The organism is Halochromatium salexigens (genome assembly GCF_016653295.1).
Classification (GTDB): domain Bacteria; phylum Pseudomonadota; class Gammaproteobacteria; order Chromatiales; family Chromatiaceae; genus Lamprobacter; species Lamprobacter salexigens.
Map to the genome: position 1 here is coordinate 60,665 of NZ_NHSF01000059.1, position 25,334 is coordinate 85,998.

At 62.3% G+C, this 25,334-nt stretch carries 20 protein-coding genes and 1 pseudogene; 14 read left to right on the plus strand and 7 right to left on the minus strand.

Annotated elements, in window-relative coordinates:
* Nucleotides 1-3 precede the first annotated feature (3 nt).
* The 10 genes from ispC (at nt 4) to CCR82_RS10210 (ending at nt 10,533) form a co-directional block, all read left to right on the plus strand.
* Nucleotides 4-1,191, plus strand: a complete 1,188-nt coding sequence (ispC, locus tag CCR82_RS10165) for a 1-deoxy-D-xylulose-5-phosphate reductoisomerase (RefSeq protein ID WP_201245686.1) — start codon at nt 4-6, stop codon at nt 1,189-1,191.
* Between the two features lie 6 nt (nt 1,192-1,197).
* Complete coding sequence (gene rseP / locus CCR82_RS10170; protein ID WP_201245687.1) at nt 1,198-2,562, plus strand: RIP metalloprotease RseP; 1,365 nt, start codon at nt 1,198-1,200, stop codon at nt 2,560-2,562.
* 233 nt (nt 2,563-2,795) lie between these two features.
* On the plus strand, nt 2,796-5,060 hold the full coding sequence (gene bamA, locus CCR82_RS10175; protein ID WP_201245688.1) for an outer membrane protein assembly factor BamA: 2,265 nt from the start codon (nt 2,796-2,798) through the stop codon (nt 5,058-5,060).
* A 42-nt stretch (nt 5,061-5,102) separates the two neighbouring features.
* Nucleotides 5,103-5,594, plus strand: coding sequence for an OmpH/Skp family outer membrane protein (locus CCR82_RS10180; RefSeq protein ID WP_242513396.1), 492 nt, complete (start codon nt 5,103-5,105; stop codon nt 5,592-5,594).
* Between the two features lie 13 nt (nt 5,595-5,607).
* Nucleotides 5,608-6,684 (plus strand): UDP-3-O-(3-hydroxymyristoyl)glucosamine N-acyltransferase, encoded by a 1,077-nt coding sequence (lpxD, locus tag CCR82_RS10185; RefSeq protein WP_201245690.1) that lies wholly within the window; start codon nt 5,608-5,610, stop codon nt 6,682-6,684.
* A 42-nt stretch (nt 6,685-6,726) separates the two neighbouring features.
* Nucleotides 6,727-7,161, plus strand: coding sequence for a 3-hydroxyacyl-ACP dehydratase FabZ (gene fabZ / locus CCR82_RS10190; protein WP_201245691.1), 435 nt, complete (start codon nt 6,727-6,729; stop codon nt 7,159-7,161).
* A 3-nt stretch (nt 7,162-7,164) separates the two neighbouring features.
* Nucleotides 7,165-7,935 carry an acyl-ACP--UDP-N-acetylglucosamine O-acyltransferase gene (gene lpxA / locus CCR82_RS10195; protein ID WP_201245692.1) on the plus strand — a complete coding sequence of 257 codons (771 nt, stop codon included), beginning with the start codon at nt 7,165-7,167 and terminating at the stop codon, nt 7,933-7,935.
* A gap of 10 nt (nt 7,936-7,945) precedes the next feature.
* Nucleotides 7,946-9,187, plus strand: coding sequence for a lipid-A-disaccharide synthase (gene lpxB / locus CCR82_RS10200; RefSeq protein ID WP_338073147.1), 1,242 nt, complete (start codon nt 7,946-7,948; stop codon nt 9,185-9,187).
* Nucleotides 9,180-9,812 carry a ribonuclease HII gene (gene rnhB, locus CCR82_RS10205; protein WP_201245693.1) on the plus strand — a complete coding sequence of 211 codons (633 nt, stop codon included), beginning with the start codon at nt 9,180-9,182 and terminating at the stop codon, nt 9,810-9,812. Before lpxB ends, rnhB begins: the two co-directional genes overlap by 8 nt.
* A gap of 163 nt (nt 9,813-9,975) precedes the next feature.
* The gene (locus CCR82_RS10210) at nt 9,976-10,533 is read left to right on the plus strand and encodes a TlpA family protein disulfide reductase (protein WP_201245694.1); all 558 of its coding nucleotides are present in this window, start codon (nt 9,976-9,978) and stop codon (nt 10,531-10,533) included.
* 10 nt (nt 10,534-10,543) lie between these two features.
* Here the strand turns inward: CCR82_RS10210 and CCR82_RS10215 are convergent, their stop codons facing one another.
* Genes CCR82_RS10215 through CCR82_RS10225 form a run of 3 tightly spaced genes read right to left on the minus strand, consistent with a single transcriptional unit; the run spans nt 10,544 to nt 13,699 of the window.
* Nucleotides 10,544-10,891 (minus strand): hypothetical protein, encoded by a 348-nt coding sequence (locus CCR82_RS10215; RefSeq protein WP_201245695.1) that lies wholly within the window; start codon nt 10,889-10,891, stop codon nt 10,544-10,546.
* An 11-nt stretch (nt 10,892-10,902) separates the two neighbouring features.
* Nucleotides 10,903-12,162, minus strand: a complete 1,260-nt coding sequence (locus CCR82_RS10220; protein ID WP_201245696.1) for a hemolysin family protein — start codon at nt 12,160-12,162, stop codon at nt 10,903-10,905.
* A 4-nt stretch (nt 12,163-12,166) separates the two neighbouring features.
* The gene (locus tag CCR82_RS10225; protein ID WP_201245697.1) at nt 12,167-13,699 is read right to left on the minus strand and encodes a hemolysin family protein; all 1,533 of its coding nucleotides are present in this window, start codon (nt 13,697-13,699) and stop codon (nt 12,167-12,169) included.
* Between the two features lie 139 nt (nt 13,700-13,838).
* On the opposite strand from CCR82_RS10225, the gene ubiG reads away from it, so the two are divergent.
* From ubiG to CCR82_RS10240, 3 genes are all read left to right on the plus strand, one after another.
* A complete protein-coding gene (ubiG, locus tag CCR82_RS10230; protein ID WP_201245698.1) occupies nt 13,839-14,603 on the plus strand; it encodes a bifunctional 2-polyprenyl-6-hydroxyphenol methylase/3-demethylubiquinol 3-O-methyltransferase UbiG in 765 nt (254 codons plus the stop codon).
* The gene (locus CCR82_RS10235; RefSeq protein ID WP_201245699.1) at nt 14,600-15,211 is read left to right on the plus strand and encodes an NAD(P)-dependent oxidoreductase; all 612 of its coding nucleotides are present in this window, start codon (nt 14,600-14,602) and stop codon (nt 15,209-15,211) included. The genes ubiG and CCR82_RS10235 overlap by 4 nt, the downstream gene beginning before the upstream one ends.
* Before the next feature lie 69 nt (nt 15,212-15,280).
* Entirely contained in the window at nt 15,281-16,249 is a 969-nt protein-coding gene (locus CCR82_RS10240) for a CPBP family glutamic-type intramembrane protease (RefSeq protein ID WP_201245700.1), read from the plus strand.
* On the opposite strand, the gene CCR82_RS10245 is transcribed toward CCR82_RS10240, so the two are convergent.
* From CCR82_RS10245 to CCR82_RS19120, 4 genes and pseudogenes are all read right to left on the minus strand, one after another.
* Complete coding sequence (locus CCR82_RS10245) at nt 16,246-16,443, minus strand: hypothetical protein (protein WP_201245701.1); 198 nt, start codon at nt 16,441-16,443, stop codon at nt 16,246-16,248. The genes CCR82_RS10240 and CCR82_RS10245 overlap by 4 nt on opposite strands.
* A 20-nt stretch (nt 16,444-16,463) precedes the next feature.
* On the minus strand, nt 16,464-16,922 hold a 459-nt coding region (locus CCR82_RS18685), incomplete at its 5' end, for an ISAzo13-like element transposase-related protein (protein ID WP_242513397.1).
* Nucleotide 16,923: 1 nt separating this feature from the next.
* A pseudogene (locus tag CCR82_RS19345) lies at nt 16,924-17,467 on the minus strand (ISAzo13-like element transposase-related protein); the annotation flags it as partial.
* 395 nt (nt 17,468-17,862) lie between these two features.
* Complete coding sequence (locus tag CCR82_RS19120; RefSeq protein WP_201245704.1) at nt 17,863-21,690, minus strand: Lcl domain-containing protein; 3,828 nt, start codon at nt 21,688-21,690, stop codon at nt 17,863-17,865.
* Nucleotides 21,691-22,213: 523 nt separating this feature from the next.
* On the opposite strand from CCR82_RS19120, the gene CCR82_RS10270 reads away from it, so the two are divergent.
* Nucleotides 22,214-25,282 carry a DUF349 domain-containing protein gene (locus CCR82_RS10270; RefSeq protein WP_201245705.1) on the plus strand — a complete coding sequence of 1,023 codons (3,069 nt, stop codon included), beginning with the start codon at nt 22,214-22,216 and terminating at the stop codon, nt 25,280-25,282.
* Nucleotides 25,283-25,334 lie beyond the last annotated feature (52 nt).

Sequence of the window (25,334 nt, forward strand, 5' to 3'; positions counted from 1 at the left end):
GCTATGATCGGTATCACGGTGCTCGGGTCGACCGGCTCGATCGGGGTCAGCACGCTCGATGTGGTGCTGCGGCATCCGGAGCGCTTTCGGGTGGTGGCGCTCAGCGCGCATCGCAATGTCGAGCGCATGGCCGAACAGTGTCGGCGCGTTCAGCCTTCCTACGCGGTGATGGTCGATCCCGCCGCCGCAGCGTCCTTGCGCGAGCAGCTCGCGGACATGCCGAGGCCACCGGAAGTGCTAGCCGGCGCCGAGGCGCTCGAGACCATCGCCGCGCTGCCCGAGGCCGATTATGTGATGGCCGCGATCGTCGGTGCCGCCGGCCTGCCCTCGACGCTGGCCGCGACCCAGGCCGGCAAACGGGTGCTGCTCGCGAACAAAGAGGCCCTGGTGGTCGCCGGGGATATCGTGATGCGCGCCGCCGTGGCCAGCGGCGCCCTGTTGCTGCCGATCGATAGCGAACACAACGCCATCTTCCAGTGCATGCCGCCGAGCTTCGCCGATGGGCTTGGTCAATGCGGGGTGGAGCGCATTCTGCTGACCGCCTCCGGCGGGCCGTTCCGGGACGCCTCGCCGGCGTCGCTGGCGGCGGTGACGCCGGATCAGGCCTGTGCCCATCCCAACTGGCAGATGGGGCGCAAGATCTCGGTCGACTCGGCGACCATGATGAACAAGGGGCTCGAGATCATCGAGGCCTGCTGGTTGTTCAACACCTCGCCGGCCAAGATCCAGGTCGTGGTGCATCCGCAGAGCGTGATCCACTCGATGGTCCAATACTCCGATGGCTCGGTGCTGGCGCAGCTCGGCAATCCGGATATGCGCACGCCGATCGCCCACGCGCTCGCCTGGCCACAGCGCATGGCCTCGGGCGTCGAGCCGCTGGACCTGTTCGTCACCGCGCATCTCGATTTCGAGCCGCCGGCACCCGAGCGCTTCCCCTGCTTGGAACTGGCCTATCGGGCGGCGGCCGAGGGTGGCACCGGGCCGGTGGTGTTGAATGCCGCCAATGAGGTCGCGGTCGCCGCCTTCCTCGCCGAGCGCATTGGGTTCACCCAGATTGCCAGCCTGGTGGAGCGCACCATGGATCAACTGCCGGCCGAGCCGGTCGGCGCCGCCGGGCTCGAGCATGTGCTGGCAGTCGATGCCCGCGCGCGCGGGCTGGCCGAGCAAGGCCTGCGCGCGTTGGCCGCTTGATCCGTCATGCTCGATCTCCTCCTGAAACTCAGCGCCTTTCTCGTCGCCATCCTGGTGCTGGTGACGGTGCACGAATTTGGTCACTTCTGGGTGGCGCGCCGGCTCGGCGTCAAGGTCTTGCGCTTCTCGATCGGCTTCGGTCGGGCGCTGCTGAGCTGGCGCCGACGCGATGATCCGACCGAATATGTGCTCGCCGCGATCCCGCTCGGTGGCTACGTCAAGATGCTCGATGAGCGCGAGGAGCCGGTGCCCGAGGCCGAGTTGCACCTGGCCTTCAATCGACAAAGGCTCTGGGTGCGCTCAGCGATCGTGATGGCCGGGCCGGCCTTCAATTTCCTGCTCGCCTTGGTGCTCTACTGGCTGCTGTTCATGGCGGGTCAGTCGGGTCTGACGCCCGAGATCGGCGAGGTTCCGCCACAGAGTATCGCCGCCGACGCCGGTTTCGAGCCCGGTGACCGGGTGCTTGCCGTCGGCGATCGGCCCACGCCGACTTGGAGCGCGGTCTGGCTCGCGACCCTCTCCGAAGGGATCGGTGGCGAGGATCTTGGCATCCGTGTGCAGCGTCCCGATGGCAGCGAACAGATGCGGGTGCTCGCTGGCGATCGGCTCGCCGAACTCGAGCCGGGGCAGGGCTTTCTCGATGCGATCGGACTACAGCGCGTCTCGCCTGCGATCCCCGCCGTGATCGGCGAGGTGGTGCCCGGGCAGCCGGCGGCCGAGGCGGGACTCGAGACCGGCGATCACATCCTCGCCATCGATGGGGTCGAGATCGACGATTGGCAGCATCTGGTGTCGATCGTCCAGGCTCACCCGGACGAGCGCCTGCGGGTGACGCTCGCGCGCGATGGCGAGCGCGTTTTGCTCGATCTCCATCCCCGCGCGGTCGAGGTGGAGGGCGAGACGAGTGGGCGCATCGGCGCCGGGGTCGAGTACCCGGACGAGATCTGGGCCGATCAGGAGGTCTGGGTCCGCTATGGGCCGATCGATGCCGTCCTCGAGGCCGGGCGGCGCGTGGTCGATGTGTCGATGCTGACCCTGCGCATCGTCGGCAAGATGCTGGTGGGCACGGCCTCGGTCGAAAATATCAGCAGCCCGATTGGCATCGCCAACGCGGCGGGGGAGACTGCGAGCTACGGGCTGGCCTCGTTCGTGCAATTCCTCGCCTTGCTCAGCGTGAGCCTGGGGCTGATCAACCTGTTTCCGATCCCGGTGCTCGACGGCGGGCATCTGCTGTACTTCGCCATCGAGGGCGTGCTCGGCCGGCCCTTGTCCGAGGCGGTGCAGGAGCAGGGCCAGCGCGTCGGCATCGCCTTGCTGATTGCGTTGATGACGTTCGCCTTCTATGTCGATCTGGCGAAATTGCTGGGCTGATCTCGCGCACTGATCCTGCTGGGCTGATCCGTGCGAATCCCTTATACTCGAGCGCTTTGCTGGCGTGAGTCTCTCAGGCTGTCATCAGCGTTCGTGACACCGTCTCTCGAGTCTGGGCACGCCGCTCCTCAGATGAAGCACATCCTTAGCGTGAACAGGGGGTCAATGTGACGTCGTCCCGCGCAGATTGCGCAACAGGCCGCATCAGGGTAACGCTGTTGGCCTTGTGTCTCATGGCCGCCGGCGTCCAAGCCGCCGATTTCGAGGTTGCTGACATCCGAGTCGAGGGCCTACAGCGGATTGCCGCCGGGACTATCTTCAACTATTTGCCGGTCCAGGTGGGCGATTCGGTCAGTGACGGCATTACCGGCAACATCATCCGCTCGCTGTTCTCGACCGGATTCTTCAGTGATGTCAAGGTTGAGCGCGAAGGCGATGTCCTGATCGTCGTGGTGCGCGAGCGTCCAGCGATTGCCCAGATCGATCTCACCGGCAACAAATCCCTGAAGACCGAGCAGCTCAAGGAAGGACTCGAAGAGATCGGCATGGCCGAAGGCCGTGTCTTCAACCCGGCGATGCTCGATCGCATCGAGCAGGAATTGCGCCGGCAGTACTTCGGTGCCGGCAAATACGGGGTCGAGATCGAATCGACGGTCTCGCCGCTCGAGCGCAATCGGGTGGCGGTGCGCATCGCGATCGTCGAGGGACAGACCGCGCGCATCAAGCAGATCAACATCATCGGCAACCAGGCATTCAGCGACAAGGAGTTGCTCAAGCAGTTCGATCTCGGCACTACCAAGTGGTACTCGTTCTACACCAAGAACGATCAATACTCGAAACAGAAGCTCGGTGGCGACCTCGAGGATCTGCGCTCCTTCTATCTCGATCGTGGCTACGTCAACTTCGAGATCACCTCGACGCAGGTCTCGATCAGCCCCGACAAGGACGGCATGTACGTCACCATTGCGATCGAGGAAGGCGATGTCTATCAGGTCAAGGACATCAAGCTGGCGGGCGAGTCCAGGGTGCCGACCGAGCAGCTGTTCCCGTTGATCCATCTGCGCCGGGGCGAGGACTTTTCACGCATCAAGGCCACCGAGAGCGCCGAGCGCATCTCCGAGCTGCTCGGCAGTGAGGGCTACGCCTTCGCCAATGTCAACGCGGTGCCGGAGATCGATGAAGAGAACAAGGAGGTGATCATCACCTTCTTCGTCGATCCGGGTAAGCGAGTCTATGTCCGCCGCATCAATATGGAAGGTAACACCCGCACCCGCGATGTGGTGTTGCGCCGCGAGATGCGCCAGCTCGAGCGCGCCTGGTTCTCGACCGATCTGGTCAAGCGCTCGCGCGAGCGTCTGCAACGGCTCGGCTACTTCGAGGATGTGACGATCGAGACGCCGGCGGTGCCTGGGCTTGCGGATCAGGTCGATGTCGATGTGAGCGTAAAAGAAAAGCCGTCCGGGAACCTGCTCGCTGGTGTCGGCTTTTCGCAGTCCCAAGGCATCCTCCTGAATGCGAGTGTGACCCAGAACAACTTTCTCGGAACCGGTAAACGCGTTTCGATGGCCCTGAACACGAGTCGCAGTTCGCAACTCTATCGGTTGGCTTATACCAATCCTTATTACACGGTCGACGGGATCAGCCGCGGTTTCGACCTAAGTTATCGGGCAACCAACTTCGATGATCTCATTGGTGCCGATTTCACGACCGATGTCGGTTTGGCTGAGGTCAACTTTGGTTTGCCAATCTCGGATGTGAGTCGCGCCGGACTTGGGTTCCGTTATCAGTATACGCACTTCTTCGCTGGGAACACTTCGGAGCTAGCTCAGGATTTCGTCCAAGACAACGGCGACAAGTTCAACGATTTCTTCATTACGGCTAACTACTCACGAGATAGCCGTGATTCGGCTATTTTCCCGACCAAGGGCACCTTTCAGCGAGCCTTTGGAGAGATTGCCGTGCCGGGGAGCGACCTCCAGTACTACCGTTTGAACCTGGAGGGCCGGCAGTACATCCAGCTCACGCGCAAATTCACCTTCGCGCTGAGAGGCGATCTTGGCTATGGCGCTGGATACGGGGAGACTGCGCAACTACCGTTCTTCGAGAACTTCTATGCCGGAGGACCGCGTTCGGTGCGCGGTTATGATGCCTATTCCCTTGGACCGCGCGAGGTTGATGGCGATGATGATCCGGTCGGCGGGAATCTCAAAATGACCGGATCGCTGGAGGTCTTTGCGCCCCCGCCCATTGGTGGCCAATTCGAGAATACGGTGCGTCTTGGCGCCTTCCTCGACTTCGGCAATGTCTGGTGGACGGAGTCCGATCCGTTGGTGGCGCCCACGGGTTTCGATCTGGGGGATCTGCGCTATTCGACGGGCCTGTCATTCGCCTGGCTTTCACCCGTAGGGGCGCTGTCCTTGAGCCTCGGGTTTCCGCTCAATTCGGAGGATGATGACGAGACCCAAATCTTTCAGTTCTCATTTGGTCAGACATTCTGAACGTCAGACATTATGTTGAAACGATGCTGGATTGCTTCGCCTTTGCTCGCTCTTCTGCTGCTTGCCGGCACCGTGAATGCCGAGGAACCCTTCCGCATTGCCGTCATCGATCCCAATCGCATTGTCGAGGAATCACCTCAATATGAGGCCGCGCGTAATCTTCTGAGTGCGGAAGCGCAGGAGCGGGAGGCTGAATTGACCTCGCAACAAGAGGATATCGCGCGGTTGGAGACGCGCCTCGAGCGCGATGGTGCCCTGATGCGCTCTGATGAGGTGACGCGGTTGCGTAACGACATTCGCGCGCGCGAGCGACGCCTGCGTTATGCCCAGGAAGAGCTGCAGGCGGATTTTGCCCTGCGCCAGAGCGATTTGCGGACCAAGCTGGTGCAACAAGTCGAGGAGGTCGTCGAGCAGGTTGCCAAGGATAATGGCTTTGATCTGATCTTGAGCGAAGGCGTGGTCTATGCGAGTTCGCGCGCGGATATCTCGGACGAGGTGATCGACCGTCTCAAAGAGGTTTTTGAGAAGCGCTGAGACAGCAAACGCGATGTTGGTCAGTGAACTTGCAACCCGGATCGGCGCCGAGCTGCTCGGTCAGGGCGCCGACATCGAGATCGACGAGGTCTGCGCCCTGGACGAGGCGAGCGCGGCCGGCATCAGTTTTGTCAGTGCCAGGAAATATCTCCCCGCCTTGCGCGCGACCCGTGCCGCTGCGGTGATCCTGACACCTGAGTTGGCGGCGGAAGCACCCTGTGCCTGTTTGGTCGTCGACAATCCAACGCTGGCGTTCGCGCGTGTGGTCGAGCTGCTGCATCCGCGCCGACCGCCACCAGCCGGTTGGCACCCGAGCGCGGTGGTCGCGGCCAGCGCGCAGATCCATCCCTCGGCCTCGATCGGTGCACTCTGCGTGATCGAGGAGGGGGTCGTGATCGAGGCTGGCGTCGAGATCGGGCCGCATTGCGTGATCCAACGCGATAGCCTCATCGGCGAGCAGACGCGCCTGGTCGCCGCTGTCACGGTTTGCGCGCGGAGCCTCATCGGCAAACGTGTACTATTGCATCCTGGCGCGGTCATTGGTCGCGAAGGTTTCGGCTTCGCGCGCGATGGCGAGCGCTGGATTCGCATCCCGCAGATCGGGCGCGTGCGCCTTGGCGATGATGTCGAGGTCGGCAGCAACAGTGCCGTGGATCGTGGCGCCATCGGCGAGACGGTCATCGGCGATGGGGTCAAGATCGACAACCTGATCCAGATTGGCCATAACGTCGAGGTCGGCGAGAATACCGCCATGGCCGCCTGTTCCGGCATCTCCGGCTCGACACGGATCGGCAAGAATTGCACCATCGCCGGCGCGGTCGGCGTGGCCGGCCATTTGGAGATCGCCGACGATGTGCATTTCACCGGCATGGCGATGGTGACGCGCTCGTTTGAGCAAGCCGGTGCCTATAGCAGCGGTATCCCGGCGATGCCGAGTGCCGATTGGCGTCGCAGCGTCGCGCGCTTTCGCCATCTCGACGAGATGGCAAGGCGTCTGCGCCGGCTCGAGGAACAGGTTACCGAGCTGCAAGACGCTCAGCCCAGGTCGTCACCTGAGCGATGGCGAGAAAACAGTGATAAGACAGCCTGATGTTGGCGTGCAGCCGGCTCTGTGGAGGTGGATTTGATTAAGATGGATATCCATAAGGTGCTGAGCCTGCTGCCGCACCGTTATCCGTTCCTGTTGGTCGATCGCGTCGTGTTGTTCGAGCCGAATGAGCAGTTGATCGGTTTGAAGAACGTGACCTATAACGAACCGTACTTCAATGGGCATTTCCCGATCCGCCCAGTGATGCCGGGCGTGTTGATCATCGAGGCGCTGGCCCAGGCTACCGGCTTGCTGGCCATGGAGTCGCGGCCGGAAGAAGTGAATGAGAAATCGCTCTATTACTTCGTCGGCATCGATAATGCGCGCTTCAAGCGTCCAGTGGAGCCTGGCGATCAGCTCTTCCTCGATGTCAGGGTGCACAACGTCAAGCGCGGTATCTGGAAGTTCTCGGGCGAGGCGCGCGTCGACGAGCGCATGGTGGCGAGTGCCGAGATCATGTGTACCGCGCGGGACTTCTGAGTCTTGATCCATCCAACCGCCGTCGTCGATCCCTCGGCACAACTCGACGACGACGTCGAGGTTGGACCCTATGCGATCATCGGTGCCGATGTCAGCATCGGCCAGGGCACCTGGATCGGGCCGCACGCGCTCGTGAACGGACCCACCATGATCGGGCGCGATAATCGTATCTTCCAGTTCGCCTCGGTGGGCGAAGCCCCGCAAGACAAGAAATACGGCGGCGAGCCCACCACGCTGACGCTCGGCGATCGCAATGTGGTGCGCGAGTCGGCCACCCTCCACCGTGGCACGGTGCAAGGCTGCGGCGAGACGCGGATCGGCAATGACAATCTGTTCATGGCCTATACCCATGTGGCCCATGACTGCCTCATCGGCGATCAGGTGATCATGGCCAACGCCGCCTCCCTGGGCGGCCATGTGGTGATCGAGAACTGGGCGATCCTCGGCGGCTTCACCATCGTGCATCAGTTCTGCCGCATCGGCGCCCACAGCTTCAGCGCGATGGGCTCGGTGATTGGCAAGGATGTGCCGCCCTATATCACCATCGATGGTCATCCGGCGATCCCGCGCGGGATCAATAGCGAGGGGCTGAAACGCCGGCACTTCAGCAGCGAGCAGATCAACGCCATCCGCCGCGCCTATCGGCTGCTCTATCTGTCCAATCTCAAGCTCGACGAGGCGGCGCGGGCGCTCGCCGACTTGGCCGAGGCCGAGCCGGTGGTGGGCGTGATGACCGCGTTCCTGAGCGCGAGTGCCCGCAGTATCGTGCGCTGATCCAGCCGCCGTGCGATCGTCTATTCCGAGCCCACGCCCCGCGCTGATCGGCATCGTTGCCAACGAGCCCTCCGGCGATCAACTCGGTGCCTTGCTGATCCAGGCGCTGCGGGCGCTGCGCCCGGAGTTGCGCTTCGTCGGTGTCGCCGGTCCGAGGATGCTCGCACAGGGCTGCGAGACGCTGTTGCCGATGGAGCGCCTGTCGGTGATGGGGCTGGTCGAGGTGGCCAGGGTGCTGCCGGACCTGCTGCGCGCGCGCCGCGAGTTGATCGCACGGCTGCGGCAGCTGAAGCCGCTGGTGGTGATCGGCATCGATGCCCCGGACTTCAACCTCGGCCTGGAACGGCGCCTGCGCGTGCAAGGGCTTGCGACCGTGCATCTGGTGAGTCCCACCGTCTGGGCTTGGCGCGCAGGCCGCGTCAAGCAGATCCGGCGCGCGGTCGATCTGATGCTCAGCATCTTCCCTTTCGAGGCTGAGTTTCTGCGCGCGCAGCGGGTGCCGGTGGACTACATCGGTCATCCGCTGGCCGATGAGATCCCGCTTGATCCAAACTGCGAGGCGGCGCGTTTGGTGCTGGGACTGCTGCCAGAGATCCCGGCCGCAGATGGGGGGGCGGATGCCGAGCGAGCCGCCGAGTTTGGAACTGCGCTGATCGCAATCCTGCCTGGCAGTCGCCGGAGCGAACTCGAGCTGCTCGGCCCGCCGATGCTCGAGACCGCCGCCTGGTGCCATGCTCGACGTCCAGGTCTGCGCTTCATCGCGCCGATGGTCTCCGAGACGCTGCGCGAGCGCTTTGAGGCGATGCGCCGCGCGCGCGCGCCCGAGGTGCCGCTGCGCCTGGTCGACGGCCAAAGCCGCGAGGTGATGGCGGCGGCTGATCTGGTGCTCACCGCCTCGGGCACCGCGACCCTCGAGGCCCTGCTCTCGAAGCGACCCATGCTGGTCGCCTATCGGTTGCACCCACTGACCTATTGGCTGGTGACCAGGCTGCGGTTGATCAAGGTCCGCTATGCGGCCATGGCCAACCTCTTGGTCGGTCGCGAGCTGGCACCGGAGTTCTTGCAGGAGCGTTGCCGTGCTGAATTCATGGGACCCGCGCTGCTGCGGCTATTAGATGATGCCGACCGCCGTGCCGAAATCGAACACAGCTATCGGCAGATCCATCTCCAACTCAAACAGAATGCCGCCCGCCGCGCTGCCGCAGCCATCCTCGCGCTCATCGACAAGAGGGGAGGAAACGCCGATGGATGATCGATTATCGAATCATGCTGGACTGAACGATTCGGCCCCAAACGACCGGGTCGTCGGGGTCGACGAGGCTGGGCGTGGACCGCTCGCCGGCCCAGTCTGCGCGGCGGCCGTGATCCTCGATCCCGCGAACAATCCGCTTGGGATCAACGACTCGAAGCAGCTCTCGGCGCCACGGCGCGAGCGGTTGGCGTGCGAGATCAAGGCGTCCGCGCTGGCCTGGGCGGTGACCTTCGTCGAGGTTGCCGAGATCGACCGGATCAACATCCTGCAGGCCGCATTGCTGGCGATGCGCAAGGCGCTCGAGGCCTTGTCGGTGGCGCCAACGCTGGCGCTGATCGATGGCAACCTCTGTCCCTCCGGGCTGTGCTGTCCGGCGCAGGCGGTGGTGCGTGGCGATCAGACCAGCATTGCCATCGGCGCGGCCTCGATCCTGGCCAAGGTCGCACGTGATCAAGCGATGCAGGAGCTGGATCAGCGCCATCCGGGCTACGGCTTCGCACAGCACAAAGGTTATGGAACCAAGGCCCATCTCGAGGCCCTGGATCGGCTCGGTCCTTGTTGCGAGCATCGACGCAGTTTCGCACCGGTGCGTGCGTGTCTGGCGCGCGTGGAGGGGGCCGCTTGATCCGAGCCTTGCCGATTGGCTGGCGGCGTGGGATTTGTCAAGTCCCTATCTCAGCTCCGCCGACTACGTCGGCACCTTCGCGCCATGCAAGGTGCAATCGCCAGGCACCAAATCCCCCGCGCTGCTGTCCATGGACATCTAGCTTTAAGATGAGAGAGATATCATGCACGCTATCCAGATCCTTCGCACGCTCGGCCATCGAGCTGCTGGTCTGCGTCCAGGCCTGAGTACACTGCTGCTGCTCCTGGCCCTACCGGCGATCGCGTCGGCTGCCGGGGCGCAACTGACGCCGGTTTCGGAGGCGCCCATGGCGCCCGACTTCGAGCTGAGCGGTCCGAATGCCGAGGTCTACCGGCTCGAGGACTTTCAAGGCAAGCCGTTGATCGTCAACTTCTGGGCCACCTGGTGCCCTCCCTGCCGGGCCGAGATGCCCTCGATGCAGCGGGCCTGGGAGCAGGTCGAGTCGGAGGGCATCGCGATTATCGCGATCAATGTCGGCGAGGATAGCGAAGCGGTGAAGGCCTTCCTGGAGCAAGTGCCAGTGGACTTCCCGCTGCCGTTGGATACGGATTCCGCGGTAACCCAGCGCTGGCCGTTGCGTGGTCTGCCAACCACCTTCGTCGTGGCGCCAGATGGGCGTTTGGTCTATAAGGCCACCGGCGAGCGCGAATGGGATGATCCGGCGCTGCTCGATCAGGTGCGCGCGCTGAAGACCGACTAGCCGTCTCGCACTAAAGCAACAATCGTGTGGTGAGCATCAACGCCGCGATGCTGATCAGGATGAAGGTTGCGAACAGCAGCCAATGGAATCCGCGGTTCAGCCGCCGTGCAAGGCGTGGAAAGCCGCGCATCTCGGGGCTGGGCCTTGTCGGCACTGTTGTGAAGGTCTGAATGAAGACCAGCCCGCAGAGCGTCCAGAGCAGCAGGGCGATGACCGCTGGGAGCGCGGCCTGCAAGGCGTGACTGCCCGGATTGAAGATGATGATCGCGGCGCCGATCAATAACACGATCAGCAGTACGATCAGCGCGGATGTCAGCCCTCGCAGGCGGGTGGCGATTCGGGACAGGGATTCGAGCATCGGAACTCCGGTCAGGCGCGCTCGATCTTGAGCTTCAAGATCGCGCGCTCGTTTGCCTCGGTGACGGTGAAGCGCCAGCCGGCGTGCAGGATGCTCTCGCCGACGCCCGGGATGTGTCGCAAGCGGGCTTCGACGAAGCCGCCGGCGGTATGGAACTCGGTGGCCGGTAGATCGATGCCCAGCAGGGCGTTCAGCTCCGAGATCGGCACCCGCGAGTCGAACAGGTAGAGCCCCTGATCGATGCGCTGGTAATGACGCTTGCGCTTATGATGGTACTCGTCGAAGTCATAGCCAACCTCGATCTCGCCGACCACCTCCTCAAGGATGTCTTCCATGGTGATCATGCCAATGGCCGAGCCGAATTCATCGACGACGATGGCCATCTGATCCTCACGCTCGCGCAGCACCGGCAGCAGCTCATGGATCAGCTGTAGCGGCGAGACATAGAGCGCCGGGCGGACCAACTCACCGAGCGGCTTGGCCTTGACCGCTTCGTCCATCAGGTCCCAGACCGTGAGCGTGACCACGCCGGTGACATTGCCGATGTTGCCCTGATAGACCGGCAAGCGATTGAAACCAGATTGGCGCACCTGCTGCACCGCGTCATGGGTGCTGCGCAGATGATTCAGCGCGGTGATCTCGGCCAAGGGCACCATCGCCTCGCCGACGGTGGTGTCACCGAAGCGGATGGCGCGCTCGATGCGCTGACGATCGAACAGATCCACCTCGGCACCGCGGTCGGCCATGTCCACCAGGGTACTGAACTGTTGGCGGGTGATGAACAGGCTCGAGGCCGAGCGGGGACCGCGCGCGATGCGCGCCGCCGTGCGCGCGACCACCGAGAAGAACCAGACCAGCGGATAGAGCAGGATCGAGAACAGCCGCAGTATATAGACGACCATCGGCGCCAGTTCATCGGCCTTCTGCTGATAGACGCTCTTGGGCACGATCTCGCCGAACACCAGCAACAACGGGGTGAACAGCAGGAAGGCATAGAGTTCGCCGAGCGGCCCGAAGCCCTGGATCATCAACAGGGTGCCGAGCGTGGTCAGGGTGACGACGGCGATGTTGGTGCCAATCAGGGTCGTGGTCAGCAACACCTCGGGGCGCTCGAACATGCGCAATGCCAGCGCGGCACCGCGATCGCCTTTTGACGCCTGTGCGCGCAGCCGGAACTTATCGGCGTTCACCAGCGCGATCTCACTGCCGGAGAAGAAGCCTTCGAGCAGCAAGAGCGCGACCATGAGGAGAATGGCGAAGAGTGGGTCCATGGGCTCAGTGGTCTCCGGTATCGTCGAGCGTTGGTTCGGAGGCTGTGTTGGTTTCGACGGGCTCTAGGGGATTGGGCTCCGGGGGATCGGCCTCCAAGTCCTTCGGCGTCACCCCACCGCGCGAGACCCGCACCCGCGCGATGCGGTGTCCGTCCATCTCGAGCACCTGGATCTCGCAATCTTCGACGCGCACCCGGTCGCCCTGTTGCGGCAGTCGATCCAGATGCCGGAAGGCGACGCCGGCGATTGTGGTCATGCGCGGGTCCCAGATACCGAAGTTGGTGAGGTCGTTGAAGTCGGTCAGCTTCATATCGCCGGGCACCTCGTACAGGTTCTCGTCGCGCTCCAGATACATGGCCTGGCCCTTGGCCTCGCCGGAGAGGTGACCGAAGATAAACGTGAGCACATCGCGCATGGTGATGATGCCCTCGACGCCGCCGAACTCGTCGATCACCAGGGCGGCGCGGGTGCGATGCGCTTGGAAGAAGTCGAACATCTCATCGACGCGCTTGGTCGGCGGCGCCACCACCAACGGGCGCAGCAGGTCCTCGATGCGCAAGTTGGAGAGAGCCGGCTGATCCAGTACCAGCGGCAAGACATCCTCAAGTTGCAGGAAGCCGAGCAGGTTATCGCGCTGACCACGGAACACCGGCACGCGGGAATGCCGCAATGCCTTGAAGCGCTCCAACGCCTCGCTCAGGCTGAGATTGGCATCGATAAAGGCCGTGCGGGTGCGCGGGGTCATGATCTCGACGATCTCGGTGGCACCGGCATCGAGCAGATGGTAGATCAGCGTGCGCTCGGTGGCCTGTAATTCACCCTCGTCGGCCACCTGATCCACCAGCGAGCGAAACTCATCGATCTGGAGGATGTTGGCTGGCGCTATCTCGCGGCCGACGATCCAGGTGGTGACGCGATCCGAAACCAGCCGCAGCGTCACCCGCAAGGGGGTGACCAGTCGTACCCAGACACTCATCGGTGCCGCGACCAGCCCGGCGCTAATGCGCACCGGGTTCGACATGGCGATGGTTTTGGGGGTAACCTCGCCGAGCAGGAGTAACAGGGGGACCATGACCAACACGTTGATCACGCCGGCGCGCTCCTCGCCATAGAGCACCATCAGGATACCGGTCATGTTGGCCACGGCGGCGACGTTGATCAGCTGATTGCCGCAGAGCACGGAAATGATCAGCCGGCGCGGTTGATCGAGCAGCGCCTGCAGGGTGTCGATCTGCCGATGCCGGCGTCGGCGCAGCTCCTGCAGATCGAGTCGCGAGAGCGAGAACAGCGCGGTCTCGGAACCGGAGAAAAACGCCGAGCCGATCAGCAGCAGCACCTGGAACAGGATGCGGGCGAGCATCTCGGGCGTTGCCAGGAGTGCCGGGTCGAAGCTCAGGAAAGCGCCCATCTCCAAGGCCCATTGCAGGGGGAGCGCGGCGAGCGTGGCAAGCAGGCTTGTCGCACCCTCGGATGCCCCCGCTGTCGAGGCGATGAGCACCTCTTGCAGGACGGAGGTTTCGGAAAGCGATGCGGTCAAAGGTGGGGCCAGGTTGGTTCGGGACTGCGCGAGGCTAACCGAGGCTCCGTGCTTGGCACAACCAGCGGCGGCTCGGCTTGTAATCCGAACGCGCGAGCACGACCTTGCGGGATATCACTCACGGAGACATCGCGCGCTTATGACGGCTGTTCATCTCACCGCTCCCGATATCGACCCGAATGAGGTTGCTTATTTCGAAAAGCTGGCCCATCGTTGGTGGGACGAGCAGGGGCCGTTCTGGCCGTTGCACAAGCTGAACCGGTTTCGGGTCGACTATATCCGCGCCCAGCTCTGCCGCCTGTTCGCGCGTGAGGCGACCGCAACGCGCCCGCTCGAGGGGCTGCGACTGCTCGACATCGGCTGCGGGGGCGGCATCCTCAGCGAGTCGATGGCGCGACTCGGGGCGCAGGTGGCCGGCACCGAGATCACCGAGAAGAATATCCGCGTCTCCCAGCTCCATGCCGACTGGAGCGGGCTCGAGATCGACTATCGCCTGGCCACCGCGCACGAGCTTGCCGAGGCCGGCGAGACCTTCGATGCCGTGCTCAATATGGAGGTGGTCGAGCATGTCGAGCATCTGCCCGACTTTCTGGCCGATTGTGCGCGCTTGGTGCGCCCCGGCGGCGTGATGGTGGTCGCGACCATCAATCGCACCCCATTGGCCTGGCTGATGGCGATCATCGGTGCCGAGCGGATCATGGGCTGGCTGCCGAAGGGCACCCATCACTACCGCAAGCTGGTCAAGCCCGAGGAGCTGGTGCAAGGGCTTGGCGAGCAACTGGAGCCCTTTGATCGCACCGGCGTGCGGGTGAGTCCATTCAACCGATCCTTCAGCTTCACCCGCTCGATGGCGGTAAATTACATGATGCTATTTCGGCGCAACGCCGAGGCGGATAACCGATGAAGATCGCACTCTTCGGCGCAACCGGTGGCACCGGGCGGCAGGTGCTCGCCCAGGGCCTGGCCCAAGGTCATGAGGTGCGCGCACTGGCGCGCGACCCCGAAAAGCTGGAACCCGCGACCGGCCTCGAGATCATCGCCGGCGATGTCCTCGATCAAGCCGCCGTCGATGCTTGCCTGACCGGCACCGATGCGGTGATCTGCGTGCTCGGCAGTCACGGCAGCACGCAGCCGGTCGAGGCCGAGGGCAGCGAGCGCATCATCGCCGGCATGCAACGCCTCGGCATCCGACGCCTGATCGCGGTGACCTCGATGGGCGTCGGCGACAGTCGTGACCAGGTGCCCGGCTTCTTTCGCGTGATCATGCAGCTCACGCTCAAGAAGATCATGGCGGCGAAAGAGGTGCAGGAGCAACGGATCCGAGACAGCGGGCTCGACTGGACCATCGTACGCCCAGGCGGGCTGACCGATGGCCCCGCCACTGGTAGCTATCGCAGCGGTGTCGACAAGTCGATCCAGGCGACCCGCGTCGCGCGCGCCGATGTCGCGGATTTCGTGTTGCAACAGTTGCTTGACGAGCGTTATCTGCGTCAGGCGCCGGCGGTGAGCTAGCTAGTGAGCGAGGTCGCTGAAGTGGACCGGCTGCGGATGATTCGGTCGGCTCGGCTTGTTTTCTGAGCAATGTCCCTCGCGACCAAAGCCAAGGGCCTCCTGAAGACCGAGGGCGCCGGTCATGCGGCGCGCTTGACGGCGCTCTTCTTCGGCTATCTGTTCGCCGCGCTGCTGCTCGCCGCGTCGCTGACTTATCCGCTGATGCAAACCGGCTGGATCGATCATGAGCCGCAGCGGGTGATGGGGCGGCTCGCGCAGGTATTCATCCTGCTCGGTCTCTGGCCGTTCCTGCGACTGATGGGCCTGGCGAACTGGCAGGTGCTTGGATTCGCGCCCGCACGGTCCCGGTTATTGCGCGCGATCGGTGGCGGTTGGCTGCTTGGCATCGGCATCCTGGGCGCGCTGGTGTTGGCGGAGCTGGGGCTCGGCGTGCGCGTCCCGGATGTCGATGGGTTGCAGATACCGAGCCTGCTCGAGAAAGTCGTGGCGGCGCTGATCGGTGGGTTGCTGATCGGTCTGCTCGAGGAGACCTTCTTTCGTGGCGCGCTCTATACGGCGATTCGTCGGCGCGCGAGTGTTGCTGCAGCTGCGGCCGGGTCGGCGCTGCTCTACGCGTTGGTGCATTTCCTCAAGCCCCACGCGCTGCCGTCGGGTATCGCGTTCGACTGGGCCGGGACTTGGAGCATGTTCCTGCATGTCTTCGCGGGCCTGTTCCAGTGGCCGCATCTGGATTCGCTGCTGGCGCTGTTCAGTGCCGGCGTTTTCCTGGCGCTGGTGCGTGAGCGCGCTGGCCATATCGGCTGGTGCATCGGTCTGCATGCGGGCTGGGTCTTCGTCATCCAGCTCACGCGGCAGGTGACCGATGGCGATGAGGCTGCGTCCTTGGCCTTCCTCGCGGGTCACTACGATGGCGTCATCGGTTGGCTGGCTGCGCTCTGGATCGCGCTCTTGGCCTGGGACTATTGGCGGATCAGCGCCTGGTGGGTGACTCGGCGCGCTCCGGTCACCCCCAACGCGGCATCCCAGGTCGACCCCTAGCTTGGCAGCCGTTCACCACTGTCCGCGGTATCAGCGCTGGCGTTTGAGGTGGTGAGCGCCGTTGGCACCGCAGTCTCATCGCTGTCGCAGGCCATCTTGCAGCCGAACCAGAGCACGCACTGGCCGGGTGTGGCTTTCAAGGGTTTATCGGCTTCGATCAGGCTGACCTCTTTATCGCTACTGATCACCAGCATTAGGTGATTTCCAGAAACAGTTATACCGAGCAGGCAGGCTTGATCAAGATATCCCACTTCGGCAGATCGGGGTTGCGCAGTAGCCGCGCTTCGACCTCTCGCATGGCCTTCTTGGTGAGTTTGACGCCCTTGGCGTAGACCTCGCGTGAGAGCTCAACGACCGGGTGAAGCCCTTTCCACGTCATGCTCTTGGCCCATTCAAGCATGGTGTCGGCATCGGTCAGTTGAGTGCCGTTCCAATGCTGTTCGAGGATGCCCCAGCAGCGCTCGATGGGGTTGTACTTGCTGTGGTACGGCGGATAGTAGAGCAATTGGATTGGTGTGCTGATCGCATCGGCAAACTGCACCATCCGATGCAAAAACTGCGTGCGTTGCCCATTGCTCTCGGGGCCGTTGTCGGCCTTGATCTGCAGGAGTGTACAGGCGTCGCGTTCCTCGGCGGGCAGGCGTTGCCACCAGGCCTCTAAACGGTCGACGATNAAGTCGCTGGTCTTGGCTGAACGGCCAAAGCACAGGGCGAGTTCGCCGCGATCTTCGTCGACGATGCCGAAGGGGGTGTACTTCTCTTTGCAGCCCATGTCGTGATCCGCGGCTTGGTTCGCGCCGCGGGTGTGGCCGCCGCGTGAATACGGGCCCATCTTGACCGTGGCCTTACAGTCGATACTCAGGCGCCGGATGTTCGGGTCGGTGCCGCCGTCGTCTTTGTCGCGGAGGTTGGCGAAGATGGCCTCGGTCTGCGGAATTTTTTTTGGGGCTTGGCCTTGAGCACCGGGCGCAGCCGGTAGCCGTTACGATTGAGGATGTCGGCCATGGTGCTCGCGGCGGGCAGCTCGGCGTCGGCAAACCCGCGCGCCTTCAGCGCTTGGAGGGCGCTGGCGGCGGTCAGGCGTGTGTACGATAACGCGCCGCGAAAGCTCGGATCCTGCTGCGTGTGCGCTTCGGCAATCTCCCATAACGCCGCCGCTGCTTGCGGATGCTTCTGCTCCCAGGTCATGCGCCCAGAGACGAGCGCCTGTGCGCTCATACAAACACAGCCGCTGCGCTGCTCATGCANTGCGTGTGCGCTTCGGCAATCTCCCATAACGCCGCCGCCGCTTGCGGATGCTTCTGCTCCCAGGTCATGCGCCCAGAGACGAGCGCCTGTGCGCTCATACAAACACAGCCGCTGCGCTGCTCATGCACCCCGAGCTCGACCGCCGCACGACTCCAGCCGAACAGCGCCTCGGCCCGCCGCGGATTCGCGCCACAGTACTTCTCAGCCATCGCCGCTTGGAATGCACGGCGCTCGACGCGCTTCATCTTCGAGGCCGCAAGCTTGATATCTTCGACGTGCTCGGCTGTCAGCGTGCTGGCCGGCTGAGCATGAGAATCCGGGGGCATAGGCAGGAGGTTAGTGTCTGAGACATGCCACCAAGTATGTCATAGATCGGTATATCTAAAAGCGGAAATCGCCTTAGGGCTGTTGAGGACGTAGCCATGGTTGAAATTGACGTACCACGCGGAGTGCGAACCGTAGGCATACGGCGACGAAGACCAGAACCGTGACGAGACTGTATTCGGGAAGTAGTCCGTGTCAATCGCTGGCCCAGTCCGATCATTGCTGACGATCGACAGCAATTCGTGACGTGAGGGCAGCCGCCAGTCGCGCGCACCGCACAGACTCCGCTGATTGACCCGCTCGACAAATGCCTGGGTGTTGTAGTAGCTGGCCGGATCATTGCTATCGTAGCCATCACAGATAATGCCATGATAATCCGCATAGCCCTCAAAGCCGCCATTCGTGCTCGGATCAGTGTTGTACCAGTTGTAGCGGTCATCCTTATCATGCAGCCCGCCGTCATCGGTCTTGACCTCCCAGATCAGCCCGGTGACGTTGTCGCGCACGCAGGACCAGTCTGAGGCATCCGCCGGCAGGTCGCGGCCATCGGCATCGAGCTTGGTAAAGCTGAAGCCGGCATGGCCGTCGCTGGGGTTGTTGTGGGTGACATCACGGCCGTATTCCGCATCCTGCCCCGGGTAGCCGGCGACCGGGCAGTCGAGGAAGTTGCTGTTACCATCGGCGCACCAGTCGATACCTGTGTCGTTGAGCGGATAGGCAGCAACCGGCGGTGTGGGATCATCATCCGCTAGCATATAAGTGCGCGTCAGTGTGGTGGTCTCCCCCGCCTTGATGGCAACACCTGCATTATTTGGCGCAACCCAATCCTTTCCAAGGTATTTGAATTGGACCGTTTGCCCTCCAATAGGGATATTTGTTTCAGTGTCTTCGCTGTCAAACCAAGAATCGGTGTTAACGCGCCGCCATTGGGCACCAGCGTCAACCGCCTCACTGGGCTGCAAGGTGACTTGGAGGTGACCAATGTCGCCTGCAATCGCATTGGGAGTCTGAAAATACAGCCGTGGCGTATAACTCGAACATCCAACACTATTGCACGCTGCTACATTCCATCGGTAATTACGATCTGGTGACAGGTTAACAGGGAGTGAGGTTGTCGTGGTTGTTATATTGACGACCAGTAAATTAGAGGTCATATCACGTACCCCAACTTCATAATAATTGGCACCACTACTCCCCGACCAGTTCAAGGTGACCGTCGTGCTGCTCAGGATCGGCCCAGGATCTTTCTCCGTGCCCGGCTGCGTATTCGCCGGTGATAGCGGGAGAACCGTATCGGGCGGTGAGTCCGCAGGTAATCTGGTATTCAGAAATCCCTCGGGATCGACGGTTACACCTGGAGAGGGAAGACAGGCATCTCCTGTACCACCGGAACTGTTTGCAAAACCAGGGACACTAGTCTGGCGTCCGCGGGCAACACCAAAATGTAGGTGTGAATTTTCCTCCAAATCATAAATCGTGCCGATTTCCACCCCCCCCTTAACCTCAGCTCCTGCTGAAACCGATGAATCGACATGCCCGTATACAGCGGTAAACACCTCTCCGAGGGTCGTCCAGTGTTCAATTAGCACTGCATCACCCATTTCACCCCACGACACAACAGCTAACACCTTTCCCGGAGCAATGGTGAGGACAGGGCTTTCCGCAGTGCCGCGCAGATCTAATCCCAAATGTTCCGACCGAGAAAAATTAGGATATTCTTTTATAAAATTTGTGCTGACGTAAGCGCGCCAAATAGCAGTCTTGTCAACATTCAGGCAATCTTCACTGACTGCTCCGTAATTGACCGTGACTTCCAGTAAGTGATTCATGATCGGTGTCCATGCTGACGGCCACACTGCAGGACGGACTTTATCGGATATCGGCACCACAGAAAACTCGACAGGTTGCGATTCAACGCCGTCGTGATTGATTACAACGACCTGCCAGTCTGCCGGACTGCTGGAAAAATTCGCCCTGAGGTTAATTTCTGTCGAGGTGATGATTTCTGGTACCTTGATGAAAGGCTCGACGTCATCAGTCACATTCCGCAATCTTACTCGCGCATTCTCACTGAACTGGCTGCCTATCAATCGCAGGTGTTGTTCGCCATCTTTGCTAAAAAGCGCTTCCGGTTCCACATGATCCAGAATCGGAGGAGGCGGCACCGAAGCACTCCTGGGATCGACCCTGATCAAAAATTCCTTAGTGGTAGTGAGTAAGTCAGTGAAGGCTTCGATTTGAAATGACCACTCGCCTGAAAATAGGGGTATGCCGGTAATCATCCGATCCAACAGGAATAATCCAGGCGGCAGATTTCCAGTATGGCTGAAACCGACCGATTCCAGGGTAGGCGTTGTGCTGAGAAATTGCAGGTAAAAATGGCCGGCTTGGGTATTAGGCAATTGCGACTTGGTAATGAATTGCAGTTCTTGTTGGGCGTCAGGATTAACAATCAGCTCAATAACCCACGTCGCAATACGCTCAGCACCATTGACCATACTGCGCATGGTGATAGTAGGATAGAAAACCCCTGTCATGCTGGTTATACCAACGATTCTGCCTTCAGTATCCATGGTAAGCCCCATCGGCAAACCGGTCGCAGAAAAGGTATATTGAGACACCAAAGGATTGACGACAGGCGCGACCTCATCAGCGGTATAGGTATGCTCGACACTGAGCTCAATGCTAGTGACCGTAGAAAATGCTTCCGGCGCATAGTCGCAAACTTCTGCCGAAGAACAAAGCTTGAACATCACTGGCTGTCCCGAGCGTTTAGGTCTGGTGTCGGGCAGCAATTTAAAGAACGAGCTTTTTGAATAGCGTCGGATGCCTGCCTCGCGACTGGTCGCAAAAGGATCAGAATCGTAGACCAGCACGGAATCTTGATCGATGTCCGCAACCAGCACCCAATGTCGGTAGCGATTGCTCTCACAAGGCATCATTTCCCGAGTTATCGAGCCGCCTGCATAGAAATCGGCTCGAGAGACCCCGGAATGCCCCGAACAAATTGATCCTTGGTACGGAACCAAAGCGAGTACGGGCGTATTGCTGGCAAGCGCTTCGGTAATCCACTGTTCCGCTTGATGGCCAAGCCCTTGATATTGATACGCACCGTAAAGACCCAGGGCTTCGGCATATTTCGGGATATCGTTATAATGAATTCCGTCCGGTCCTCCACAATTCAAATAGAAGCTATCGGCTCCAAATGCATTTTCGACGCTGTCGTACAGCCATCCGGGAGTTTCTCCGTTATAACCGATTTTCGCAGGTGCGGGTGGATCAGTCTGACCATTGAGCAGGTAATCAGCTCCCATCAGCACTGCCGCAAACCCACAATATCCATTTTCACTTGAAGAGTTACAGTCGGGCGTGAATTGTGATATCCACCTGAAATCATTCCTTCTTTGCGTCTGTCCAAGTGCTAAGGTTTGCGCCATCGCCCCAGTCAGAGAGGTTTGCGCCAACAGGTCGGTAGACTCTGAGTCGTCAGCACTGGAAAACATGGCGATGACAAGATTGTCATCCGGCGCAAATGCCTCGCCTCCGGTGAAAATAGCTTCATCTTCCGGCCCAATGGCTGCATTGGCGGCGTTACGAGCAGCCTCTACCGTCGTTGAGTCGTAGACCGGACCGTCAGGGCGATTGCCTGACGGAGAGGCCACAAAGGTGAACACCTTGGCCAACTGCTCAAAAGCATTGCCTTCGTTGATCTGACCTTCTTCCTCATCGAGCTGACGCGCCAAAATGCGGGCAAAGATTGACCGAAGATTTTCGTTTAAGCCGACGCCTTCGCCCGCTAAGGTTTGCATGAAGGTCGTTACATACACTTCATGTACCGACCTAGAATCATCTTCTTTGGCTTGTGCCACGGATGTCGCTCCCGTTGGCACCAGAGCCACCAGCATGAGCGCGCACAGTGCCCACAAGACCAGTCGAGGCCATGCATAAGTCCGCAAGCGGGAAAGCAATGATCTGGACGATGGCATTATGCGGCCTCTTGGCTATCTCTTGTTGAGGTCACCCACTGGGGCAGCGATCCTGTTTGCTGAGAACATTACAGGATGTTCATCTTTTGATCAACTTGGCCAGCCCTTTTAAGGCGCATAAAAACAACATTTAATATCAGGTAGTTACGGAATCTAGTAAGCCTGGTGGCCATCGAGCCCAGCGATCTCTCGCAAACACGTTGAAGGAAAATCAGGGGCTTGCAGTCGGACGGATTTCGTCACCTTAAAAGGGGACTCGAAACTCCGTATACTGCTTCGCTCGGTGAACAGCGCTCGGGTTGATCGATCGAGTCGATCCAGCAAAATCGACCCGCCAGCCAGATACCACAGCGGTGATGAGGTATACAATGGGCGGTCAACGAGCCGTCACCTGCCCTTCCTTGCCATGCTGCTGAAACGTCTGTTCGGCCGACGCGCCGAGATCGAGGCCCCCGACGACCCACAACCCTCGCTCGAGCACGCGCTCGAAAGCATCGAGGTCGACGTCCGTCGCCAAGCCTGCCGGCAACTGACCGACTTGCGCTTGCTGCATGGTCTCGCCGCGCGCGACGAGGATGCCGGCGTGCGCGAGCTGGCCGAGGCCCGCTATCGGCGACTGTTGTGCGGCCTCGACGCCCAGGCGCCGAGCCTGGAGGCGCGCCTCGCCGAACTCGAGCGAGGGTTCGAGCGAGGGTTCGAGCGAGGGCTGACCGAGCCCTCGTCTGATCAATCGCCCCCTCACTCGCTCGACCCAGGATTGCTCGCGCAAGTCGCTCTCCAAGCCAGCGACGCCCCGTTGCGCCTCGCAGCGATCGGCCAGGTGATCGATACCGAGATCCTGACCCAGTGCGCGATCAACGATGCGGTTGCCGCGAATCGACTCGCGGCGGCGGAGCGCGTGCAGCACAAGGCCGGGCTCGAACAGCTCGTCAAGGCCTCCGGCAAACGTGACAAACGGGTCTACCGGCTCGCGCGCGAACGCCTCAAGCAGCGGCTCGAGCAAGAAGAGCGCCCCCGGCGCGCGCAGGCGCTAGGCGAGACCCTGTGCGAACGCCTGGAACGGCTCGGGCGCTTCGACAACTGGCTGCAAGATCGCTCCGTACTCGAGCATTTGGAGCAGCAATGGCAGACGATCGAGGCCGACGTCGATCAGGCCCTGAGCCAGCGTTTCCAGACCCTGCGCCAGCGCTTCCTCGACGGCTACGAAGCCTATCGCCAAGCCCATGCGGCGCGGATCGCCGAGCAAGAAGCGCAGGCCGCCGCCACCCGCGAACGCGAGACGCTCATCGAGCAGCTACGCGATCTCGCCAAGCGTGCTTCCGAGCTGGATCTGGAAACGCTCACGCAGGAGCAGGAGCAGCTGCATCAGGCTTGGCAAAACACCGGCCCGCCGGAGCCAACGGCCAAAGCCGAACTCGAGCAGGCCTATCGCCAGGCGCGGCAAGCGATCGAGGCGCCACGGCAGCAACTCAGGCAACGCCAGCAAAGCGAGCAGGCCGCAGCGCAGCTTCTCGCCGACCTGCGCCGCCAGCACGAGCGCGGCGGCCACCCGGATCGGCGCACACTCGAGGCGCTGCGCCAACGCCGCCGGACACTGCCGGACAGCGAGCCAAGTAGCGCCAGCGATGGCACCACGGACGCCAACTCGATCCCATCACCGCCGGCAACGCGGCTGCAGGAGATCGACCAACTCCTCGAGCGCCTCGAGCAACGCCGGCAACGGCATCGCAAACAACTGACGCGCAAGCTCGAGGCACTGCCGGAACGACTCACCGAGCTGGAAGCCCATCTCGACGCCGGCGAGCTGAAAAAGGCCGACCCGCTCTACCAAAGCATCAGCGCGACCCTCGAGCAGGCCCGCTCCGCCGCGCTCGGGCGCGAGACCATCAGCGCCATCGACGAACGCCTCAAGCGCATTGCCCCGCAGCTGCGCGAGCTGCGCCATTGGCGGCGCTGGAGCACCGATGAGCATCGCGCTCAGCTCTGCGCCGAGGCCGAGGCCCTCGCCGCCGATACCGAGCATGCCGATGAGCCCAGCATCAACCGCTTGCAGGAACTCAAGGCCCACTGGCAACAGCTCGACCATCAGGGCGCGCCGGCCGACGACGCGCTCTGGGAGCGTTTTCGCCAGGCCGGCGAGCAGATTCGAACGCGCTGCCGGCCGTTTCTCGAGGCACAGGCGGCGCTGCGCAGCGAGAATCGCAAACAGCGCGAGGCCTTGGCCAAGCGGCTCGAGGACTTCCTCGACAAGGTCGACTGGGAGCGCGTCGATTGGAAGAAGCTACACCGCGCCGAACGCGAGATGCGCCAGGCCTGGAACGCCCTGATCGAGGCGCCGGGGATCGAGGCATCGGGGATCAACGCAACGGGCGGTGACAACAAGGGCGCGCGGGATCGCGCGATCGAGGGCCGCTTCCGCCGCGCGCTGCGGCGGCTCGACCGCATCCTGGCCGAGGAGCGCGCCCGCAACCAGGCGCAGAAGCAGCAGTTGCTGGAACAGATGCGGGCGCTGGCCGATGAGCCCGATCTGCGCAAGGCGATCGACACCGCCAAGCAACTGCAACACCAATGGCAGACCACGGTGCCGGCACGCCACCGCGACGAGAACGCGCTGTGGCAGCAGTTCCGCGCCGCGAGCGATACGGTCTTCGCGCGCCGCGCCGCCGAATACGAGGCACGCGGTGCTCACTTGCGCGAGAACCAGGCCACTCGCGAGGCCATCTGCCGGGATCTCCTGGCCCTGGCGGAGTCCGATAGCCTCCGCGCGCCCGCCGAGCTGGAGCGCCAGAGCAGCGAACTCAAGCGACGTTGGAGCGATACCGAGGCATTGCCGGTGCCCCGCCAGGCCCAGGCGGCCTTGAACCGGGCCTGGCGCGAAGCCCTCGCTGCCGTGCGCGTGCGCCTTGCGAGCCTGCATGAGGCCGAGCGTTGGACCGGGATCGAGCGCCTGGCGCGACGCGCGACCTATTGCGACAACGCGGCCCGCCATCTGCTCGCGAACGGCGCGGCCGAGGAGGCCAGCGACTGCCAGCGCTTGCAACAGGACTGGGAAGCCTTACCGGCGATCGAGGACCCAAAGCTGGCGCGGGCGATCGACGCGGCATTCGACCAGGTGCTCGACAGTTGCCGCGATCCGCAGCAGCGCCCGACGCTCGCCACAGTGCTCGAAGAGAACCTGCGACGACGCGAATCGCTCTGTCTCACGCTCGAGATCATCGCCCAGATCGAGTCGCCCGATCGCCTGCAGGCGCAGCGCATGCAACGCCAGGTCGAGCGCTTGCGCGATCGCATGACCGAGGGCGAGCCCGGCGCCAGCGATGACGTCGGCGCCCTGCTGCGCGACTGGTATCTGACCACGCCGGCGGCGGCATCGACGGCGTTGGAGGCGCGTTTCGAGCGCATCGACGCGGTCCTGCGCGAGGGCGTGGTCCAGCCCGAGCCGAGCCCGAATCTAGCTGACATCGGTGTTGAGTAATTCCTTGCGTTTTGTCAGTGACTAGACCAAATTAGGGCCACTGCCCTCTGGC

What these genes read in the sequence shown, in the direction of transcription:
- CCR82_RS10235 (WP_201245699.1), top strand. Translation starts at nt 14,600, where the DNA reads ATGAAGATCGCACTCTTCGGCGCAACCGGTGGCACCGGGCGGCAGGTG.
- lpxD (WP_201245690.1), top strand. Translation starts at nt 5,608, where the DNA reads ATGTTGGTCAGTGAACTTGCAACCCGGATCGGCGCCGAGCTGCTCGGT.
- rnhB (WP_201245693.1), top strand. Translation starts at nt 9,180, where the DNA reads ATGGATGATCGATTATCGAATCATGCTGGACTGAACGATTCGGCCCCA.
- CCR82_RS10220 (WP_201245696.1), bottom strand. Translation starts at nt 12,162, where the DNA reads ATGGACCCACTCTTCGCCATTCTCCTCATGGTCGCGCTCTTGCTGCTC.
- rseP (WP_201245687.1), top strand. Translation starts at nt 1,198, where the DNA reads ATGCTCGATCTCCTCCTGAAACTCAGCGCCTTTCTCGTCGCCATCCTG.
- CCR82_RS10210 (WP_201245694.1), top strand. Translation starts at nt 9,976, where the DNA reads ATGCACGCTATCCAGATCCTTCGCACGCTCGGCCATCGAGCTGCTGGT.
- CCR82_RS10245 (WP_201245701.1), bottom strand. Translation starts at nt 16,443, where the DNA reads ATGCTGGTGATCAGTAGCGATAAAGAGGTCAGCCTGATCGAAGCCGAT.
- fabZ (WP_201245691.1), top strand. Translation starts at nt 6,727, where the DNA reads ATGGATATCCATAAGGTGCTGAGCCTGCTGCCGCACCGTTATCCGTTC.
- ubiG (WP_201245698.1), top strand. Translation starts at nt 13,839, where the DNA reads ATGACGGCTGTTCATCTCACCGCTCCCGATATCGACCCGAATGAGGTT.
- CCR82_RS10240 (WP_201245700.1), top strand. Translation starts at nt 15,281, where the DNA reads ATGTCCCTCGCGACCAAAGCCAAGGGCCTCCTGAAGACCGAGGGCGCC.
- CCR82_RS10215 (WP_201245695.1), bottom strand. Translation starts at nt 10,891, where the DNA reads ATGCTCGAATCCCTGTCCCGAATCGCCACCCGCCTGCGAGGGCTGACA.
- ispC (WP_201245686.1), top strand. Translation starts at nt 4, where the DNA reads ATGATCGGTATCACGGTGCTCGGGTCGACCGGCTCGATCGGGGTCAGC.
- CCR82_RS10270 (WP_201245705.1), top strand. Translation starts at nt 22,214, where the DNA reads ATGCTGCTGAAACGTCTGTTCGGCCGACGCGCCGAGATCGAGGCCCCC.
- bamA (WP_201245688.1), top strand. Translation starts at nt 2,796, where the DNA reads ATGGCCGCCGGCGTCCAAGCCGCCGATTTCGAGGTTGCTGACATCCGA.